The organism is Betaproteobacteria bacterium, from assembly GCA_009377585.1.
In the GTDB taxonomy this organism is placed as follows: Bacteria; Pseudomonadota; Gammaproteobacteria; order Burkholderiales; family WYBJ01; genus WYBJ01.
In genome coordinates, this window is the sequence record WHTS01000081.1 from 1 (window position 1) to 19049 (window position 19049).

The 19049-nt window shown below is 62.9% G+C and carries 18 protein-coding genes; 10 read left to right on the forward strand and 8 right to left on the reverse strand.

Features of this window, described 5'->3' with window-relative positions:
* The 5 genes from GEV05_21265 to GEV05_21285 form a co-directional block, all read left to right on the forward strand.
* On the forward strand, positions 1-289 hold a 289-nt coding region (locus tag GEV05_21265; protein ID MPZ45867.1), incomplete at its 5' end, for an amidohydrolase family protein.
* A gap of 18 nt (positions 290-307) precedes the next feature.
* Positions 308-715, forward strand: coding sequence for a hypothetical protein (locus GEV05_21270; GenBank protein ID MPZ45868.1), 408 nt, complete (start codon positions 308-310; stop codon positions 713-715).
* Positions 716-774: 59 nt separating this feature from the next.
* Positions 775-2091, forward strand: coding sequence for a hypothetical protein (locus GEV05_21275; protein MPZ45869.1), 1317 nt, complete (start codon positions 775-777; stop codon positions 2089-2091).
* A gap of 15 nt (positions 2092-2106) precedes the next feature.
* Positions 2107-3399, forward strand: a complete 1293-nt coding sequence (locus tag GEV05_21280) for a hypothetical protein (protein MPZ45870.1) — start codon at positions 2107-2109, stop codon at positions 3397-3399.
* Between the two features lie 144 nt (positions 3400-3543).
* The gene (locus GEV05_21285; protein MPZ45871.1) at positions 3544-4767 is read left to right on the forward strand and encodes a hypothetical protein; all 1224 of its coding nucleotides are present in this window, start codon (positions 3544-3546) and stop codon (positions 4765-4767) included.
* A gap of 5 nt (positions 4768-4772) precedes the next feature.
* Here the strand turns inward: GEV05_21285 and GEV05_21290 are convergent, their stop codons facing one another.
* Positions 4773-5894 carry a hypothetical protein gene (locus GEV05_21290; GenBank protein ID MPZ45872.1) on the reverse strand — a complete coding sequence of 374 codons (1122 nt, stop codon included), beginning with the start codon at positions 5892-5894 and terminating at the stop codon, positions 4773-4775.
* A 218-nt stretch (positions 5895-6112) separates the two neighbouring features.
* On the opposite strand from GEV05_21290, the gene GEV05_21295 reads away from it, so the two are divergent.
* Positions 6113-7096 carry a tripartite tricarboxylate transporter substrate binding protein gene (locus GEV05_21295; protein MPZ45873.1) on the forward strand — a complete coding sequence of 328 codons (984 nt, stop codon included), beginning with the start codon at positions 6113-6115 and terminating at the stop codon, positions 7094-7096.
* A gap of 69 nt (positions 7097-7165) precedes the next feature.
* On the opposite strand, the gene GEV05_21300 is transcribed toward GEV05_21295, so the two are convergent.
* Positions 7166-8017, reverse strand: coding sequence for an amidohydrolase family protein (locus GEV05_21300; GenBank protein MPZ45874.1), 852 nt, complete (start codon positions 8015-8017; stop codon positions 7166-7168).
* A 200-nt stretch (positions 8018-8217) separates the two neighbouring features.
* On the opposite strand from GEV05_21300, the gene GEV05_21305 reads away from it, so the two are divergent.
* The 3 genes from GEV05_21305 to GEV05_21315 all read left to right on the forward strand — a co-directional run bounded on the left by GEV05_21305 (position 8218) and on the right by GEV05_21315 (position 11036).
* Positions 8218-8577 (forward strand): QacE family quaternary ammonium compound efflux SMR transporter, encoded by a 360-nt coding sequence (locus GEV05_21305; GenBank protein ID MPZ45875.1) that lies wholly within the window; start codon positions 8218-8220, stop codon positions 8575-8577.
* A gap of 104 nt (positions 8578-8681) precedes the next feature.
* Positions 8682-9269: a hypothetical protein gene (locus tag GEV05_21310; GenBank protein MPZ45876.1), complete on the forward strand. Its 588-nt coding sequence runs from the start codon at positions 8682-8684 to the stop codon at positions 9267-9269.
* A gap of 201 nt (positions 9270-9470) precedes the next feature.
* Positions 9471-11036, forward strand: coding sequence for a Rieske 2Fe-2S domain-containing protein (locus GEV05_21315; protein MPZ45877.1), 1566 nt, complete (start codon positions 9471-9473; stop codon positions 11034-11036).
* Between the two features lie 217 nt (positions 11037-11253).
* On the opposite strand, the gene GEV05_21320 is transcribed toward GEV05_21315, so the two are convergent.
* The 3 genes from GEV05_21320 to GEV05_21330 form a co-directional block, all read right to left on the reverse strand.
* Positions 11254-13848, reverse strand: a complete 2595-nt coding sequence (locus tag GEV05_21320; protein MPZ45878.1) for a TRAP transporter fused permease subunit — start codon at positions 13846-13848, stop codon at positions 11254-11256.
* Positions 13820-14800, reverse strand: a complete 981-nt coding sequence (locus GEV05_21325; GenBank protein ID MPZ45879.1) for a TAXI family TRAP transporter solute-binding subunit — start codon at positions 14798-14800, stop codon at positions 13820-13822. The genes GEV05_21320 and GEV05_21325 overlap by 29 nt, the downstream gene beginning before the upstream one ends.
* Positions 14801-15037: 237 nt before the next feature.
* Positions 15038-15376, reverse strand: a complete 339-nt coding sequence (locus GEV05_21330) for a hypothetical protein (GenBank protein ID MPZ45880.1) — start codon at positions 15374-15376, stop codon at positions 15038-15040.
* 273 nt (positions 15377-15649) lie between these two features.
* On the opposite strand from GEV05_21330, the gene GEV05_21335 reads away from it, so the two are divergent.
* Positions 15650-16438: a radical SAM protein gene (locus tag GEV05_21335; GenBank protein MPZ45881.1), complete on the forward strand. Its 789-nt coding sequence runs from the start codon at positions 15650-15652 to the stop codon at positions 16436-16438.
* A gap of 75 nt (positions 16439-16513) precedes the next feature.
* On the opposite strand, the gene GEV05_21340 is transcribed toward GEV05_21335, so the two are convergent.
* The 3 genes from GEV05_21340 to groL all read right to left on the reverse strand — a co-directional run bounded on the left by GEV05_21340 (position 16514) and on the right by groL (position 19022).
* Positions 16514-16915 (reverse strand): PIN domain-containing protein, encoded by a 402-nt coding sequence (locus tag GEV05_21340; GenBank protein ID MPZ45882.1) that lies wholly within the window; start codon positions 16913-16915, stop codon positions 16514-16516.
* On the reverse strand, positions 16915-17148 hold the full coding sequence (locus GEV05_21345) for a type II toxin-antitoxin system prevent-host-death family antitoxin (GenBank protein MPZ45883.1): 234 nt from the start codon (positions 17146-17148) through the stop codon (positions 16915-16917). The genes GEV05_21340 and GEV05_21345 overlap by 1 nt, the downstream gene beginning before the upstream one ends.
* A 221-nt stretch (positions 17149-17369) precedes the next feature.
* On the reverse strand, positions 17370-19022 hold the full coding sequence (groL, locus tag GEV05_21350) for a chaperonin GroEL (GenBank protein MPZ45884.1): 1653 nt from the start codon (positions 19020-19022) through the stop codon (positions 17370-17372).
* Positions 19023-19049 lie beyond the last annotated feature (27 nt).

The window sequence follows — 19049 nt, forward strand, 5'->3', positions numbered from 1 at the left end:
TCATCAGTTCGAGCGCCAGCGTATCAACACCGAAGGCTACGACCTGAAGCCGTCCGAGCTGTTCCAGCGCCAATGTCATCTGGTCGGATGGTTCGATGCGACCGGGATCAAGACCCGCCACCACATCGGCCTCGCCAACATTCTGTGGAGCACGAATTTCCCCCAAACCACGTCGACGTGGCCGGAAAGCCGGCGGGCGATCGCACGCTGCTTCGACGACGTGCCCGAGCAGGAACGCCGCCAGGTGCTGGCCGACAATGCGGCCAGACTGTACAAGCTAGCCGCTTGAAATCAAGGGAGTCCACCGATGCCCAAGCTCATCCCGGTCGCCGACGAAGTCAGCAAGCCGTTCTGGGACGCCGTCAACGAAAAACGCTTGGTCCTGCAACAGTGCGATGCCTGCAACAAACTGCAGTACCCGCCGCAGAAGACGTGTCAGGTCTGCGGGTCCCCCGAGCGGCTGGCCTGGAAGGAAGTCGAGGGGAAAGGCCATATCGCCACCTACATCGTGATCGAGGACGGGCGGCTCAACCGACGCATGCCCGACCAGCCCTACAACCTGGCGATGGTGACGCTCGATAAAGACCCGACGGTCAATTTCTATTCCAACCTTCCCGGCACCCCGCCCTACCAGGTGCCGGTCGGTGCGGCGGTCGAGATCACGTTCGAAGAAGTCGCACCGGGCCAATTGATCCATGAATGGCGCGTTGCCTGACATTGCCCACAGCTGCCCGTGGACCCGCGGGCGGCTCAGTCCTAGAGCGAGGATAGACAATGGCTGCTCCGAGCAATTACGCCTGGCGTAGAGACAAAGACGGCACGGGAGTCTGGGAGCATCGCGGCAAGGTCGCGGTGGCGGGATTCGGTCATTCGCCGGTCGACCGGCGCTGGGACGGCGTATCGATGGACAAGTCGCTCGGTGCCTACTCGATTCTTGCCTGCCGGAAGGCCATGGACGACGCCGGCGTCACGGCCGATCAGATCGACGGCGTCATTTGCTGCGACAGCCACATTGCCGGTCCCAGCGGTGGCTCCGCCTCGCGCTGGGCGCCGCGGCCCTACTTCGCCCCACCCTACGACTCCGAGTTGGGGCTCACGCTGGTGAACGCCCAGTGGCTCATCGAGCAGATGCGTCTGCCGAACGTGAAATTCGCTCCAACCAAGCTGCCGACCATCGGGGAAATGGTCGGCATGGCGGCGCAGGCGGTGGGCGATGGCGTGTGCAGCACATGCCTGGTGATCTATCCGACTGGCAACCTGGAGGGACGCTACCGCCGCGGCGGCGAGAACGCCGACGACTACGCGAAGGGCGCGCGCCAGTGGACGGTGCCTTGGGGGAACCACGGAGGCAACGACTTCATCAACATCTTCCCGCACAACCAGTACTGCCTGCGCTACGGCGGCAAGCACGACGATCTCGCGCCGTTCGTGATCAATCAGCAGCGCAACGGCATGCTCACGCCGTGGGGCTTCAATGCGACCCACGGGGTCGAGCCCATCACGGTCGAAGACTACGCGAGCTCGCGCTTCATCCTCAATCCGCTGCGGATCTGGGATTGCGACCGTCCGGTCAATGCATCCACCGCGTACCTGTTCACCACCGCGGAGCGTGCGCGCGACATGCGCCAGCCTCCGGTGTACGTGCTCAACCACGCGCAGCACAGCTTCAAGCAGCGCAGCACGCAGGCCGACCTGGACGAAATCGAGATGTGGACGGACAGGGCGGCGAAACGCATGTACGAAGGCGCAGGCCTCGGCCCCAAGGACGTCGACATCTTCAATCCGTACGACGGCTACTCCATCATGTCGCAGTTCTATCTGGAAGCGTTCCAGTGGCACGGGGTCAAGCGCGGCGAATCCCTGGCCTTCTACGCCGGCGATATCCGCGTGGAAGGTCCGCACCCGTTCTCCTCCAGCGGCGGCAACCTGGGCAACGGGCGTACGCGCACGGCCATGTACACCGACAGCATCGAACAGCTGCGTGGCACGGCCGGAGCGCGCCAGGTGAAGGTGCGGGCCGAAACCGCTCTTGCCGCATTCACCACGCCCTCCAGTGGCGGGTGGATCATGCTCGGCAAACATCCGAGCTGAACCGCTTCGTTGTCGATGCCAATGCGATCCATGGAAGCGAATCCGGCATCTAGCGCACCGCTGCTCCAGGGCGTGAAGGTCCTGACGCTGGAACAGGTCCATGCATTGCCATGGGGCACCGCATTTCTCGCGGACTTCGGCGCCCAGGTCATCCGTATCGAAAGCGTGCAGCACATGCAGGATCGTCGAGCCGGGCCTTTTGCAGGCGGCAAAGCCGACGGGGACGCGTGGTGGAACGAGGGCGGCAACCTCGCCTATTTCGGCACGCGCAACAAGCAAAGCCTGTGCGTGGACGTAACCCACCCGGCGGGAAAAGAAGTTTTTCTCAAGCTGGTCGAGAAGTGCGACATCGTGACCGACAATTTCAGGCCGGGCACGATGAGCCGTCTCGGCTTTGACCACGACAGCCTTGCGCGGGTGAATCCTCGCATCATCACGCTCAGCAGCACGGCTTACGGCCACACCGGCCCGTGGCGGCGCGCCGGATCCCGCGCGCGCACCGTCGACGCGGCCTGCGGCATGTCCTATCTGACGGGCTACGAGGGCGGTCCTTCACTGCGCGCCAGCAACAACTACATGGACCACTCCACCGGCAACAACGTGGCCTATGCCCTGCTGCTGGCGCTCTACCGGCGCAATCGAAGCGGCAAGGGCATGCGCATCGATCTCAGCATGCAGGAGACCGGCATATCGTGCATCGGGCCCGCCGTTCTGGAAGCGCAGCGCGGGATCGAGCGTCCGCGGCTGGGTTGCACGCATCTTTGGAAGTCCCCGCACAACGTGTATCCCTGTGCCGGACACGACCGCTGGGTTGTCCTTGCCGTATCGAGCGATCCGCAGTGGGTCGCCTTGAAGGAGGCGATGGGTCGCCCCGCGTGGGCGCAGGAACCGCGGTTCGACACAGCGTCAGGTCGTTGGCAACACCGGCATGCGCTCGACGAGCAGCTGATGCGCTGGACCGCCACGCAGGACGACAAGGCACTTACAGCAGCCCTGCAGGCGCGAGGCATTCCTGCCGGTGCCGTTCTGACCGCGGCGGATCTGGTCGAGGATCCGCATCTGCAACAGCGTGAGTTCCTGCAGACATTCGAACGCACGGCGCAATCATCGACCGGCCCCCGCACCTATGCGGGACGCCCGTTCCGGATCCCTGGTATGCCGATAGCCATCCGGCAGGCCGCCGGCCTGGGGCAGCACAACGAGGTCGTGCTGCGTGAAGTTGCCGGCCTGTCGCCGGCCGAGATCCGGGCGTTGGCCGACGAGGCAGTGATCGCGGACAGGCCGCGTGCCGACGAGCAAGCGCCATAGCGGGCTATGGAAAGCGAGTGAAGCGAAGAACCGTCATTCCCGCGGTAAGCGGGAATCCAGCAACTGACTGGTTCCCCTCATCCCGAGATTTCTGGGCTCCCGCGTGTGCGGGAGCGACGGCCTGCTAGCGATACTCCGCTGGCCATGGTGGAGAAGGCAGTGGATGGAATACTTTCCGCGGTGAAGGTGCTGGAGGTGGCTCACGCGGCCTCCGGTGCCTTTTGCGCCAAGCTGCTGGCCGACCAAGGCGCAGACACCGTCAAGCTGGAGCCGCCCGGCTGGGGAGACCCCGCGCGCCACGAGCCGCCGTTCATCGGCGGCGAGCCGCAGCTCGATCGCAGTAGCGTCTTTCTGGCGCTCAACACCAACAAGCGCGGAATCACGCTGGACCTGGAACAGTCTGCGGGCCGCGCGTTGTTCCTGCAGTTGGCGGCCGCCGTCGACGTCGTGATCGAAAGCTTCCGGCCGGGACATCTCGGCGGCCTGGGACTGGGATACGAGATATTGACGGCCCACAACCCGGGACTCGTTCTGCTTTCCATTTCTTATTTCGGACGGTACGGGCCATACGCCGACTATTGCGGGGACGATCTCATCGCGCAAGCCATGGGCGGTTTTTTGTACGCGGTCACGGGCTCGGCCGACCGGCCGCCGATGGGCACGGCGCTGCAGCAGATGGAGCTCACGGCCGGACGCAATGGAGCGATCGCCGTCATGGCAGCGCTCCTGCGTCGCGACCAGACCGGCGCGGGCAGTCCCATCGACTTGTCCGTGATGGAGGCCGCGATCAGCACGCCCTCCGGACTCATTCACCCCTACAGCTTCACGGGACGCAATCCGCGGCGTGGAAACGGCGATCGCAACGTCATGGATGGCATGCACCTCCCGACCCGGGACGGGGAAGTCACGCTGACCACGGCCGGCACGGGCGGGCGGCCGATGGAAGTCTGGGCGGAGTTGCTGGCAGAACCGCGTTTACTCGATGCGAAGTTCGCAACGCGCCAGTCCCGTCAAGAGCATTGGGAGGAGTTGCGCGATCTGATTGCCCCCAAGCTGGCGCAATGGAACAACCTCGACCTCATGCAGGCGACGATGGCCAAGGGCCTGGTGATCGGCCTGGTGCAAAGTCCGCAGCAAGTCGTGCATTCACCGCATTTGGCCGAGCGCGGCTTCTTCGTCGAGCTCGAGCACGCGGAAGTCGGCACGCTGAAATATCCTGGCCCCGGATTTCTCTTCGATGGCGTCAACCCCATGCCGTCGACCCGCGCGGCGCCTCGGCTGGGTGAGCACAACGGCGAAATTTACCGCGACCAACTGGGCCTTTCGAACGACGAGCTGGGTCGGCTGCGAGCAGCCAGGGTGATATAGCCGCCTTAAAACTTGATACCGAGCTCGTTGATCGTCACCACGAGCTCTTCATACTCCTTGTCGATTTCCTTTTTCAGCTGCTCCGGGGAGATCGGATCGACCACATCGGCGCCGACCGCGTGCAGCCGCTTCTCGTATTTCGGAGAATTCATCCCGGTACTGACCACCTTGTTCAGCACGCCGATGATCGGGCGTGGCGTGCCCGCCGGCGCCCAGAGTTGGTACTTGTTGGCGACCTCGACCGTGGGAAAACCCTGTTCGGCCAGCGTCGGAAGATCGGGAAGCGCGGGTACGCGCTTTTTACCCAGGTTTGCAACGGCTCGCACCTTGCCGGTCTTGATGGCGCCGACCGCCGACAACGACGCCGTAGCCGCCATGTCGATCTCACCCCCCATCAGGGCGAGTATCGACGGCGCGCTGCCCTTGTAGGCGACGTACTTGATGTTCATGCCGGACACCTTCGCCAGCTGCGACATGCCGATGTGCACCGTGCTCCCCACACCGGAGCTGCCCGCGTATGTCACGGTCTTCGCTTTCGACATCGCGACGATCTCCTTGATCGAATTGGCAGTCACACGCGGATGGACGAGCAGTATGTAGGGCTGCTGGGTCGTGCGTACGATGGGCACGAAAGTCTTGAGGACATCGAATTTCACTCGCTTGGCTGCTCCCTGCAGCAGCAGCCCGAAACCGTTCTGGAACAGCGTGTAGCCGTCGGGCTCCGCGCGCGAAGCGTAGGTGCTGGCGACGACGCCACCGCCGCCGGGGCGGGAATCGACCACGACGTTCTGGCCCCACGCGTCCATCAACATCTGCGCTGTCATGCGCGCCACCATGTCGCTGCCCGCGCCGGGAGACCCGGAAATGATGATCCGAAGGGGGCGCTGTGGATAGTCGGGAAGTTTGTCCAGCGCCAGTGCACTCGCGGAGTGCGTCAGCGTTGTCGAGGCGAGCAGACAGCCAATGCTTCTAATGACTGTGTTCATGCGTTCCTCCTTGGGTGAACAGGGGAATCGTAAGCCTACTCGCATGAGACCGTGAAGTGGTCGCGCCAACGCAGATCGTGCAGTCGGTCGGACAAAGAACGCGCGGGCCGCGGCTACCTTAGGCGTGATCCGTCGGCACATCCGCGCGCCGAGTGTCGCAATTCACGCGCCCCATGATGTCACTTACGGCTTCGTGCGGATTTGCGCTGCGCAGCTTTCAGGCTAGTTTTGAGGTGAGAGAGCGCAAGATGGATGCATTGGCGCACCCAACATCACGCCATACCGCTAGCATGCTGCTCGAGAAGTAGTACCTGTACTCGGACAACTCGATAGGTTGATTCGGGCAAAGAAAGGACGATATGAATACGCGCAGGAAGTGTGTGCGATTGCTTGGGTGTCTCGTCTTGAGCGTGATCGGTGCAGGCGCAGGTGCGCAGGAGAACTACCCCAACAGGCCGATACGCTACATAACGCCGTATGCGCCGGGAGGCAGCACGACCTTCACTGCACGCCTGGTCGGGAAGCAACTGACCGAGGCCTGGGGAGAGCAGGTCATCGTGGACAATCGCCCCGGGGCGAACACCATCATCGGTACGCAGATAGCGGTGGAGGCCGCCCCTGATGGCTACACACTCCTGTCCATTGGCGCCGCCTTGGCGGGCAACCACACGCTCGTGAAGACGCCCTATGATGCACTGAAGGACATCGCGTGCATTGCCACCATATTGAGCTATCAGAACGTGCTCGTGGTGCCACCGACGTTGCCGGTGAAATCGGTAAAGGATCTGATCGAACTTGCGAAGGCGAAGCCGGGTAAGGTCGCCTACGGCACCTCGAGCACCGGCGGACCGACCCATCTGCTGGCCGCACTTTTCACCACCGAGGCGGGCATCAAGACGCTGCACGTACCGTACAAGGGCGGCGGCCCGGCAGTAGTAGCTCTGATGGGCGGGCACATTCAATTCTTCTTCTCGACTCCCGTCAACGTCGCCACGCAGATTCGGAACGGGAGTCTCCGCGCACTCGCGGTCACCGGGAAGTCTCGCGTTTCTGCCTTTCCGGACGTTCCGACCTTCGCCGAGGGGGGTCTGCCGGCCATAACATTGACGAATTGGCAGGGCGTGGGCGGACCGGCCGGCATCCCGAAGCCCGTCGTCCATAAGATATCCGCCGAGATCCAGAAGCTTCTGGCCCGGCCGGATACCAAGGAGACGCTGAACAACCTGGGGTTCCAGCCGTTCTACAACGATCCGGAACAGGCGACCGCGCTCCTGAAGGCGGACATCGCCAAGTACGCCAAGATCATCAAGGACGCGAACATAACGGTGGAACCGTGGAAATGAAGCCGGATTCACACAGAAGCTCCGCAGGACGCCTTGCGCGCAGGTCGCTGCATGTGCTCATCGGCTGGCTCACTGGCTTTCTCGACCCTCCACGGCACGACCGCTGAGGTGGCCGGTATCCCAGCCTATCCAGTCGCAAAAGGCCTGGCCCATCACCAACTCCAGATCGGCGCCCTTGAGCCAGCGCAGTTCCTCGGTGAACAGCGTCACGCATTCGTGCCACGTACAATGCATGCGGGTAATGTCGGTGCCCCAGAACATGCGCCGCGGCCCGAACGCATCGAATACCCGATGCAACGCATCGTGGATGCTGTGTAAGGGGTACGGATCCAGGGCGCAGCCAGCCTGGCCGGTGGCTTTCACAGCAACGTTCGGGTGTCTCGCCAACGCCAGTAACTGCGGCAGGTTGCGATAGGCGGCCTCTGCCCCCTGCGTCGCGCGCGGCACTCCCATATGATCGATGCTGATCTTCAGCCCAGGATGTCGTTCGGCAACCGCGGCGATCCGCGGCAGGAACGCCGATGCCTGAAGGGAAACCGGAATCTCCAGCCGTTCGGCTTCCGGCCACAGCCAGTCCAGCGTGCCGTCGTCCGGCCAGGACTGCGACCGTGGATCGGTAAAGTAGAACCTCAGTCCCTTCATCCCTGGCCGGCTTTTCCATCTATCCAGGGCAATGCGCTGTTCTGCGTCGTCCAAATAGAACCAGCCCATGATTGCGAACCGATCCGGATGCGCGCGTGCCGCTTCCACGGCCAACTCGTTGGAATCAGGGTCCCACATCACCGGGTGGATCACCGCTCGATCCACCCCTGCGGCATCCATAGCCGCCAGAGCTTCCTCCTTCAGGTAAGGCGTCTGACGGTGATGGGCGGATGGCTTGCCTTTAGCCCAGAGGTGAATCTGCGCGTCAACGATCATCATGATGGCTATCTTCCTGGAATCACAAGAGCGTCAAAATGCTTGAAGCGGAATTGCAAGTTCCGCTGTTACGTCGCACCACCCGAGGGACCGTGCTTGCAGAGCACTATGGCCAAAATGGGTCTGGTCCCGAGACTGGGAATGCTCGCGAAAAGTCTAAAGACAACGCTCTTTCTCCTCATTCTCCACAAGGTGCACACCCTATGGCTTCAATCTCCCCTACTTCTACAGCTTGGGCGATCCTGGTGGTAGCAGGACTACTCGAGATCGTCTGGTCAGGCAGCATGAAGGCCTCAGAGGGTTTCACCAAACATCTGTACACGGGCGTCACGTTAGTCGCAGCCTGGCTCAGCTTTTGGTTACTCGGGCTGGCAATGAAGTCTCTTCCGCTCGGCACCGCCTACGCAGTTTGGACGGGAATCGGGGCTGTAGGAGCCGCAGTCCTTGGCATGGTGTTCTTCAAAGAGCCAGCCACCACGACGCGAATCCTCTGCATTGCAGCCATCATTGGAGGAATCGTTGGCCTCAAGGTTCTCCATACAGCAAGTGCGCCTGGTGGGTGAGTGGGCCTCAGACTGGCTTGCCCTTGATCATTGTGCGATACATTAGACGTTTTTCGCCTTCTGCGTAATCGGCTGTTGCGGCGTGCAATGTCGCGCGGTTATCCCTGCAAGACATCGACTTCATCCGTGGGCTCGGACAATCGAGCAGCATCGTAGCTCTGGAATGCCGAGAATACCGACGCGTGGTCCTCGCGCCCAAAGATCATCCACTCACTCGGCGCAAGCGCTGTTCGCTCAAAGACCTTGCTCAACATCCTTTCGTGACGTTCGAACCCGCAATTTCCACGTGGCAGACAGTGCTCCACGTCTTCCAAGCGGCGGGATTCCCATTGAACATCATCTTGAGCGCGACCGATGCTGACGTCGTGAAGGTTTGCGTAGAGCGTGGGCTGGGACTCACCGTGCTTGTTGACGTGGCTCACGACCCGATGAAGGACGCCAACATCGCGCTCCTCGAAACCGGGGAGCTGTTTCCGCCGAGCATCACCAGCGTGGCGATTCATCGCCGGCGGCATCTACCCGCGTTCGCCTTCGACTTCATCGAAATGCTCGCGCCGTGCTGGACGCGGACGAAAGTCGAACAGGTGATGGCCCGCAACGTAATCCCGACCGGCGCCCGCGCGCGTCATCCATCACTCGCCTCGTCGACGACGCTTGGCATAATCTCGGGAAAGAGTCGAGTCCGGCAATAAAACGTCGCCGAGGAAGTGGAGCATTATTTGAGTCTACGCTGCACAGGAGCTGTCACATGCCGGCACGCAAAGCACACGCGCATCGGGCGGGGAAACCTGCAATTTTCGGAGACCCGCCTACCACGGCGCGCTAGCGGCACCCGCCGAGTAGGGCCTTGGCCGCTCGTTCGATAATCCATCATCGACCTCATGGAGAATGAAATGAGTGCAGAACAACCGAAGCTCGAAGGACCGGATCTCGCGCAAGGCGTGGCACTTTCGGCCATAGCCGAAGACGCGATGCTGCTCGGCCACACCCAAGGCGAACCCGTGATCCTGGTCCGCCGCGGGGGCGAATTGTTTGCCGTCGGCGCCATTTGCACGCACTACGGCGGCCCGCTCGCCGAAGGGCTGATCGTCGACGACACGGTGCGCTGTCCGTGGCACCACGCCTGTTTCGATCTGCGCACGGGCGAAGCCTTGCGCGCGCCGGCGCTCAATCCCGTCTCCTGCTGGCGGGTCGAGCAGCGGGACGGCAAGGCTTTCGTCCGGGAAAAGCTGGAAAGCGCCGCCCGCCAGCACCTTGCCGCAGCATCGGATACGCCAGGAACGGTCGTGATCGTGGGCGGCGGCGGCGCTGGCAACGCTGCCGCGGAAATGCTCCGTCGCGAGGGCTACACGGGTCGCCTCACCATGCTGAGCGCCGACGAATCGTTGCCATACGATCGGCCCAATCTTTCCAAGAACTATCTGGCGGGCAATGCGCCGGAAGAGTGGATTCCCTTGCGTTCGGCGGAGTTCTATCGGGAACACGACATCGACTTGAGGCTGGGCGTACGCGTTACCGCCATCGATACGGCGAACCGGCAGGTGCAGCTCGCGGATGGCAGCCACCAGGCCTATGACGCTCTGCTACTCGCCACCGGTGCAGAGCCGGTACGGCTTGCGCTGCCTGGCAGCGATTTGCCTCACGTACACTATTTGCGCACACTCGCCGACAGCCGCGCTCTGGTCACAAAGGCGCTGGTATCGAAGCAGGCAGTCGTCATCGGCGCCAGCTTCATCGGTCTCGAGGTCGCGGCGTCGCTTCGGGCGCGCAATGTGGAAGTGCACGTAGTCGGTCTCGAGACCTGTCCGATGGAGAGGATTCTCGGGCCCCAGGTCGGGGCTTTCATCCGCAAGCTGCACGAACAACACGGCGTGATCTTCCATCTCGGCACCACCGCCACCTCCATTGACGAGCAGAGCGTCACCCTGAAAGGCGGAGAACAGATCCCGGCCGATCTGGTCGTCATCGGCGTCGGTGTGCGACCGGCGATTGCACTGGCCGAACAGGCCGGCCTCGCCGTCGATCGAGGCCTCACCGTGAACGAGTATCTGGAAACGAGTGTCCCGGGCGTCTACGCGGCTGGCGACATTGCACGCTGGCCGGATCGACTCACCGGCCAACGCATCCGCGTCGAGCACTGGGTAGTGGCCGAGCGCCAGGGGCAAACAGCGGCACGCAACATCCTGGGTCGACGACAACGCTTCGATGCCATCCCGTTCTTCTGGACCGAGCAGTATGATTTCGGCCTCGCCTATGTTGGTCACGCCGAACGCTGGGATCAAGCCGAGATCGACGGGCAGCTCGACGCACAGGATTGCACGATCGAGTTTCGAAGCGAAGGCAAGAAGCTGGCGGTCGCCGTGATCCACAGGGATCTCGAGGGTCTGCGCGCGGAAGTCGAATTCGAGAGGTCGATCGCTGAAGGAATAGGGGAATCCGCGACAGGCGCTGCATCGTGACGGAAGCATTGAGCGCCGGAATTCGCTATAGATTTCTCTCGCGAGCAGTCTGCCAGCGAAGCTATCGAGCGTTCCCTATTCCATGACACGCTCGTCCCTCACCCCCAACCCCTCTCCCGGGGGGAGAGGGGAGCGTCGCGTCCGTATTGGACTGTCGTCCAATACGGAACGATCAATAATTGTCGAGGACGGCAAAGAGAGAGTCTGCTCGCCGCCGTCATAGCGCAGGGGGCGCGACGGACGGCGTCATGCCCGAGCGGCTGCGCCGCCCCTGCAGCGCGTAGACGAACACCACGATGGCGAGCGCCGGCAGGTAGAACCAGTGCGCGGATGGCCGCTCGTTCTGCGCCAGCACCGCTGTGACCTTCCACCCCTGCTCGACGCCGGCGCGCTTGGCGCGGCTGCCGAAACGCACCGTGCCGATTCGCACTTCGTCTCCGAGCGCGCTCAGCGTGAGGCCGGCCTCGGCGAGGCGCTCTCGCACCGGCGCCGGCTTGCCCAGGAGCACCGCGATCGTCTTGGTGATGTCCTCGCCCTCCAGGCTGGTGCCCTCGATGACCAGCACCAGGCGCTCGCCCTCTTGCGCTTTGTCGACCACGGCGGACACATCCTTCGCCGGGAGCGGCGCGTAGGGCGGGTGCATCCGGTCCATGAAGAAGTCGGGCCGGAACAGCATGCAGGTCGCAAGCAGCAGCAAGGCGATCTCCCACCAGCGGCACTTGCTGCGAAACCAGCCCATGGTGGCCGCGGCGAACACCAGCGAGGCCGTCAGGCTGGCCAGGACGACCAGCACGACCTCCACCCATCCGCGCACATCGATCAGCAGCAGCTGCGGATTGAATATCCACACGAACGGCAGCACCACCGTCCGCAGCGCATAGAGTGCGCCCTGGATACCGGTTTGGATCGCATCCTCCCCGGAGATGGCAGCGGCAGCGAAGGTCGCCAGCCCGACCGGCGGCGTGATATCCCCCATGATGCCGTAGTAGAAGACGAACAGGTGCACGGCGATGAGCGGGATCACGAGCCCGGACTGCGCGCCGAGCTCGACGATGACGGGCGCCATCAGCGTCGCAACGAGAATGTAGTTGGCGGTGGTCGGCACGCCCAACCCCAGCACCAGGCAGACGAACGCGGTGAAGAGCAGCATCACGATCACGTTGCCCTGCGAGACGAATTCCACGAACTCGGTCATGCGCAGGCCCAGCCCCGTGAGCGTGATGCCGCCGACGATGATGCCTGCGGTGCCGGTGGCGATGGCGATGCCGATCATGTTGCGCGAGCCGTCGTTGAGGCCGGCCAGCACATCGGCGAGGCCGCGGCGCAACTGCATCCATTCGCCGCCGGAACCGCGAAACCACGCGGTCAGCACGTGCTGGGTGGTCATCAGGACGATGATCGCCATGCAGGCCCAGAAAGCGGCCAGCGCGGGCGAGAACTCCTCGATCATCAGACACCAGATGAGCACGCCGATCGGGATGAGGAAGTGCAGCCCCGCCTTGACCGTCGGCCAGGTTTCGGGCAGCCGCGGCTGCTCGACGTCCACGTCCTGTGGCAGATCGGGGCACTGCGCGGTTACCCACAGGCAGCCGACATAAGCGAGTCCGAGCAGCGCCGCGAGCAGCCAGGGCGCCGACTCACCGAAGAGGCTCTTGGCCGCCTCGGCGACGAAATAGACCAGGCACAGCACCACGATCGTGCTGGAGATGCCGAGCGCCCATGCCAGCGCCTTTTCGCGCAGGGTCCGTTGCCGTCCGGGAGCAAACGGTTGCAGGTCCAGCTTGAGCGCCTCCAGGTGCACGATGTAGAACAGCGAGATGTAGGACAGCACCGCAGGCAGGAACGCATGCTTGCAGATCTCCGGATACGGAATGCCGACGTACTCGACCATCAGAAAGGCAGCCGCACCCATCACCGGAGGCATGATCTGGCCGTCCACCGAGGACATGGTCTCGATCGCGCCTGCCTTCACGCCTGAGTAGCCGGCCTTCTTCATGAGGGGGATGGTGAAGATGCCGCCCGAGACTACGTTCGATACCGACGAGCCCGAGATCAGTCCGTTCAGGCCCGACGATACGACCGCGACCTTGGCCGGCCCGCCGCGCAGGTGGCCGAGCAATGCGAGTGAAACCTGCATCATGTAGTTGCCGGCGCCGGCGCGATCGAGCAGCGCGCCGAACAGGACGTAGATGAAGATGAAACCCGCCGACACCCCGAGCGCCACGCCGAACACGCCCTCGGTGGTGAGCCACTGGTGCGACAGCATCCGCTCCCACGATGCCCCTTTGTGCGCGAGCACGTCGGGCAGATAGCGGCCGAGCATGATGTAGGCGAGAAAGACAAGCGCCAGCACCACCATCGGCAACCCGACGGCACGGCGCGTCGCCTCGAGCAGCAGGACGAGTCCGAGACTCGCAGTGACGATGTCGAACGTGTTCGGCTGCCCTGGGCGCGTCGCAAGCTCGGCATAGAACAGGATGAAATAGGCGCCGGCGAATGCACCCAGAAAAGCAAATGCCCAATCGACTGCCGGCACGCGGCTGCGCGACCAGGATGCGCGAGCCGGATGGACCAGAAACGCGAGGAACAGCGCCACGCCCAAGTGCAGCGAACGTGCCTCGGTGTCGTTCAACACGCCCCAGCCAATCACGAACGGCAGCGGCGAGGCATACCACAGCTGGAAGAGCGCCCACGCGACACACAGGAACAGTACCAGCTTGCCGGTCAATCCCGACAGCTGGCGGCCCGACCGGCCGAGCTCCCCGAGCGCCTGCTGCTTCAACCTATTTGATCCAGCCCTTTTCCTTGTAATAGCGCGCTGCTCCCTCGTGCAGCGGCGCACTCAGTCCGTCCTTGATCATGTTCTTCGGATCGAGATGGGCCAGTGCCGGATGCAGCTTCTTGAACTCGTCGAAATTGTCGAAGACCGCCTTCACTACGGCATATACCGTGTCGGGCGGGGTCTTGGCGGAAGCGACGAAGGTGGCCAGCACGCCGTAGGTTTCCGTGGCCTGCGGGTTGTTCGGATACAGGCCCTTGGCGATGGTGGTCTTGGCATAGTAGGGATTCGCCTTCACCAGCTTGTCGACCACCGGGCCGGTCAGCGGCACCAGCTTCGCCCCGCAGGTGGTGGTCGGATCCTGGATGTTGGCCGAGGGATGGCCGACCGCGTAGAAGAATCCGTCGATCTTCCCGTCGCACAGCGCCGGACCGTGCTCGTCCGCCTTGAGCTCGGAGGCGAGCGAGAAATCGCTCATCTTCCATCCCATGGCGGCGAGCAGTTCTTCCATCGATGCGCGCGTGCCCGAGCCGGGATTGCCGACGTTGAAGCGCTTGCCCTTGAAGTCGCTGAAGATCTTGATGTTGGCTTCCTTGCGCGCGACCACCGTGAACGGCTCCGGGTGCAGCGAGAACACTGCGCGCAGGTCCGGGTAAGGGCCTGCTTGCTTGAACTGCTTCTCACCCTTGAGCGCGTTGTGTTGCACGTCCGACTGGGCGACGCCCATGTCGAGCTCGCCCGCCTTGATGGTGTTGATGTTGAACACCGAGCCGCCGGTCGACTCCACCGAGCAGCGGATGTTGTGGGTCTTGCGATCCTTGTTGACCAGGCGGCAGATGGCCCCCCCGGCAGCGTAGTAGACGCCGGTGACCCCACCCGTTCCGATGGTGATGAAGCGCTGTTGGGCCTGCGCCGCCGGCACACTCGCCAGCAGCATGGTGGCGCCCGCCACCGCGCCCAGCACCGATCCGCTCATTCGCATCATTGCGTTCTCCTATGCGTTGAAAACCTTGTCCGCGGCCCGGCCGCGCTTCTGCGTCAATTCGTCGAGCTGCGATTCGGAAGCGATATACGTTTCAAGGACTCGAAGTGGGCTGGTCACGCTGTTCGCAAATAATAGTTGATTGGATTGGATTGGATTGGATTCTGTAGATACATGGGGACGTATCTCCACGCCCACGCGCCGAAAGCCGGGATCTGTATGCAGCCGGCAAGGATAGATCTACACGGCGGCAGCGTGCGGGCGGTCCGCCTTGCCGGGCCAAAATTGCCGGTGCTGGAACGGGTATGAAGGCAGCGCCAACCTGCATCGCGGCGCCTGCCGCGCTTGCATGCTGGCGAAATCCAGCGTGACGCGTGACGCGTGCAGCTGCGCGGCGCTGGCGAGAACCTGGCCCATCGCGTCGCGGCCCTTCGCCAGAGAGCTTGCCCACAGCACCGGATGAGCCTGGCGCACGCTCATCTGTGCCAGCCACAGCAACTCGGCCTGCGGTCCCAGCTCGAGCGCGACGCCGTACTCGGCATCCTCGAAGAGGGACTGAATGGCCTGCGCGAATCGCACCGGCCGGCTTGCCTGGCTTGTCCAGTAGAGCGCTGGGGTCCGGGCGGATCGTCCGAATCGCTCGCCTGGTGCGGTGCTTCCTCGATCAGCACGTGCGCGTTGGTGCCTGCGAACCCGAACGAGCTCACACGCCTGCGATGCGCGCACGTACATCGCCACGTGCCCAGGGCGCGGCTTCCGCAACCACTTTGACCGGTATGGAGGGCGCGGGCGCCCGCCATCTCGCCCCCACCCGCTACCGGCGCAGGGGCCGGCTTGTACGGGGCATCGCCTATGAGCGTGATGGCTATCTGCACACCCGAGCGCCCGGTGGTCGATGCCAACCAGCTTCCCCCCCTGCCCTACCACCTGGTGGACATGCAGCAGAAGCTGCAACCGGATGCGAGAGGCAAGCGCACCACGAGTTACTTCACCAGCTACGGCTGCCCGTACCGCTCGCTGTACCTTCTGCTCGAACGACGCGGTGTTTTCGGCCCACGCTGGTATGCCCTGACCCCCGAGCGGGTGGTGGAGGACCTGGAGCGCCTGGTGCAGCAGTGGGGCGCCAACCACCTCGTAATCGACGACGCCAATTTCTTCGTTAGTCGTAAGCGCGTGCGCCGGATGTGCGAGCTCATCATCGAGCGGGGCCTGGAGGGCAAGATCACATGGGACGCGACCGGCACGGCAAATGTCGTGGCAAAGTTCGACGACGAGCTCCTCACCCTGCTCCGGCGCGGCGGTTGCTCGGCGATCTTCATCGGCGCGGAGTCCGGCTCACAGGAGCTGATCGACGTATTCAAGAAGCCGATCACCGGCGAGCACGTGGTGCAATCGGCCGACAAGCTCGGGCGCCACGGCATCGTGCCCTACATCGGGTTCGTGGTGGGGACCCCGGGCGAGCCGGCCGACGCGCTTGCTCGCGAGCGCATTGCGCCGGGTGGCGCTGTACCGCCTGCAGCACTCGATGCTCGGGCTTCCGACCGTGGAGGCACGCCTCCTCGACGCGGTGAGCGCCCTGGGATGATCCGGGGCTCCGCAAGCGGTGGACACCTGGCTGGCGGATGCACGCCTCGGCGCTGATCGCGCTCGAGACCGGCAAGCCGGAACTCGGGCGAAATGAGCTTGGCAAGTCGGGCTCCGTCCGGGTAATCCGAGCTAGGTTTTGGCGTCGTGGCGCGCCATCGCGTGCTGCCAAGCGAGGATCTTCTCGTCCGCGGTCACCAGCTTGGCCTGCTCGGCCAGGGCCGTGGCGACGATAAAACGATCGGCCGGATCTTTCGGAAGTGCGTCCCGATCCAAGGCGCGAATCAGGATTGCCCCATCAAGTGGGAACTCGAGCAGACCGGCGTCGAGCCAACGGACGCGCCATTCCGCGACCGGCACCGCCGGCCGGAAACGGCCGCGTTCAGTCAGCATACCGGCTTCCCAGAAGCTGATCGCCGATACCGCGACTTTGTTTTCCGCCCATTGCTTTTCGATCAAAGCACGTGTCTTGCGCCCCAGGCGTCGATCCGCCGTATCCAGCCAGATCAGGGTGTGTGTATCGAGTAGGATCATCACTTCAGGGCTTTCCATAAGCCCGTATCGAGGGATTCGATGACGTCGCCCAGAATCACGGATTGACCCTTGTGCAATCCGAGGGGCGATTTGATGCGTGGCGGACGATGAGGACGGAGTTCAGCCACCGGCTTGCCGTTCTTGGTGACCAGAATGGTCTCGCCCGTGCGCGCGACTTGATCCATCAGTGCGAGGCATTTCGCCTTGAACTCGGAGGCCTGAATCGTGGTCATGGGAACTCTCCCGCGTGGTAATTGACCAGTATTATGACCATGGTCATAGCCTTGGTCAATTACTGCAGGTCGTCGATCTTCTGCAAGCGTACACCCGTCTTCCTCCTCGATTACCCGATCGGTGCGCACCAGAATCGGAAAAAAGCCCCGCGTAAACGGGGCTTTCTCGCGAAACGGTACCCCGGATCGCGTCCGGGTCTACGTGGAACGGCGCGCGCTTGCTACATGCCCATCCCACCCATACCCCCCATGCCCCCCATCCCGCCGCCACCCATGCCGCCGCCGGTGGACTCTTCCTGCGGCGATTCTGCAACCATCGCGTCGGTCGTGAGTATCAGGCCGGCCACTGACGCAGCGTTCTGCAAGGCAACTCGCGTGACTTTGGTCGGGTCCACAACGCCCATCTCCATCAGATCACCGTACCGGCCGGTCTGTGCGTTGTAACCATAGTTACCTTTACCCTCGATGACTTTGTTGAGCACCACCGATGGCTCGTCACCCCCATTGGCGACGATGCAACGCAGGGGTTCTTCCAGTGCGCGCAACACAATCTTGATGCCTGATTCCTGATCGTGATTGTTGCCCTTGATAGTGCCCAGGGCCGAACGCGCCCGCAGCAGTGCCACGCCGCCGCCCGCGACGATACCTTCTTCCACCGCAGCGCGGGTTGAGTGCAACGCATCTTCAACGCGTGCCTTCTTCTCTTTCATTTCGACTTCTGTCGCGGCGCCAACCTTAATCAGCGCTACGCCGCCAGCGAGCTTGGCGACCCGCTCCTGCAGCTTTTCTTTGTCATAATCGCTGGTCGTGTCTTCGATCTGCCTGCGTACGCTCTTGACGCGCCCTTCAATGGCTTTGGTATCGCCAGCGCCGTCAATGATCGTGGTGTTCTCCTTGTCGATCTCAATGCGCTTTGCCTGGCCCAGCTCCTTCAGCGTAACCTTCTCGAGCGACAAGCCAACTTCCTCGGCAATGACGGTCCCGCCAGTGAGGATCGCAATGTCTTCGAGCGTTGCTTTGCGACGATCCCCGAAGCCAGGCGCTTTGACGGCGCACGTTTTGAGAATGCCACGAAGATTGTTCACCACCAGCGTCGCCAGCGCTTCGCTGTCGACATCTTCGGCGATGAGCAGCAGCGGCTTGCCGGCTTTCGCTACCTGCTCGAGTACGGGCAGCAGCTCGCGAATGCCGGAGATCTTCTTCTCCGACAGCAGGATGTAGGGGCTTTCCAGCACGCACATCTGCCTTTCCGCGCTGTTGATAAAGTACGGCGACAGGTAGCCGCGGTCGAACTGCATGCCTTCGACGATTTCGAGCTCCATTTCCAGCGACTTGCCGTCCTCGACGGTGATCACACCTTCCTTCCCGACTTTTTCCATGGCTTGAGCAATTTTCTCGCCGATGGTTGTGTCGGAATTGGCCGATATCGAGGCGACCTGTGCGATCTCCTTGCTGGTCGTGGTCGGCTTCGAGAGCTTTTTCAACTCCGCCACGACCGCTTGCACGGCCTTGTCGATGCCGCGTTTGAGATCCATCGGGTTCATGCCGGCGGCAACGAACTTCATGCCTTCCTTCACGATCGATTGCGCGAGTACGGTCGCTGTGGTGGTGCCATCCCCAGCGATATCAGAAGTCTTGCTCGCGACTTCCTTCACCATCTGCGCGCCCATGTTTTCGAATTTGTCCTGGAGCTCAATCTCTTTCGCCACCGACACGCCGTCTTTGGTGATCGTCGGCGCGCCATAAGAACGGTCGAGAGCGACGTTGCGGCCTTTGGGACCGAGGGTCAACTTCACTGCATCGGCGAGAATATTGACGCCCGCGACGAGCTTGGTGCGGGCCGAGTCGTGAAACTTAACGTCTTTTGAAGCCATCTGAATTTTCCTGGTTTGTTCGTCGGA

What these genes read in the sequence shown, in the direction of transcription:
- GEV05_21295 (MPZ45873.1), top strand. Translation starts at nt 6,113, where the DNA reads ATGAATACGCGCAGGAAGTGTGTGCGATTGCTTGGGTGTCTCGTCTTG.
- GEV05_21340 (MPZ45882.1), bottom strand. Translation starts at nt 16,915, where the DNA reads ATGATCCTACTCGATACACACACCCTGATCTGGCTGGATACGGCGGAT.
- GEV05_21285 (MPZ45871.1), top strand. Translation starts at nt 3,544, where the DNA reads ATGGTGGAGAAGGCAGTGGATGGAATACTTTCCGCGGTGAAGGTGCTG.
- GEV05_21270 (MPZ45868.1), top strand. Translation starts at nt 308, where the DNA reads ATGCCCAAGCTCATCCCGGTCGCCGACGAAGTCAGCAAGCCGTTCTGG.
- GEV05_21275 (MPZ45869.1), top strand. Translation starts at nt 775, where the DNA reads ATGGCTGCTCCGAGCAATTACGCCTGGCGTAGAGACAAAGACGGCACG.
- groL (MPZ45884.1), bottom strand. Translation starts at nt 19,022, where the DNA reads ATGGCTTCAAAAGACGTTAAGTTTCACGACTCGGCCCGCACCAAGCTC.
- GEV05_21315 (MPZ45877.1), top strand. Translation starts at nt 9,471, where the DNA reads ATGAGTGCAGAACAACCGAAGCTCGAAGGACCGGATCTCGCGCAAGGC.
- GEV05_21290 (MPZ45872.1), bottom strand. Translation starts at nt 5,894, where the DNA reads ATGTGCCGACGGATCACGCCTAAGGTAGCCGCGGCCCGCGCGTTCTTT.
- GEV05_21305 (MPZ45875.1), top strand. Translation starts at nt 8,218, where the DNA reads ATGGCTTCAATCTCCCCTACTTCTACAGCTTGGGCGATCCTGGTGGTA.
- GEV05_21345 (MPZ45883.1), bottom strand. Translation starts at nt 17,148, where the DNA reads ATGACCACGATTCAGGCCTCCGAGTTCAAGGCGAAATGCCTCGCACTG.
- GEV05_21280 (MPZ45870.1), top strand. Translation starts at nt 2,107, where the DNA reads ATGCCAATGCGATCCATGGAAGCGAATCCGGCATCTAGCGCACCGCTG.
- GEV05_21300 (MPZ45874.1), bottom strand. Translation starts at nt 8,017, where the DNA reads ATGATGATCGTTGACGCGCAGATTCACCTCTGGGCTAAAGGCAAGCCA.
- GEV05_21325 (MPZ45879.1), bottom strand. Translation starts at nt 14,800, where the DNA reads ATGATGCGAATGAGCGGATCGGTGCTGGGCGCGGTGGCGGGCGCCACC.
- GEV05_21335 (MPZ45881.1), top strand. Translation starts at nt 15,650, where the DNA reads ATGAGCGTGATGGCTATCTGCACACCCGAGCGCCCGGTGGTCGATGCC.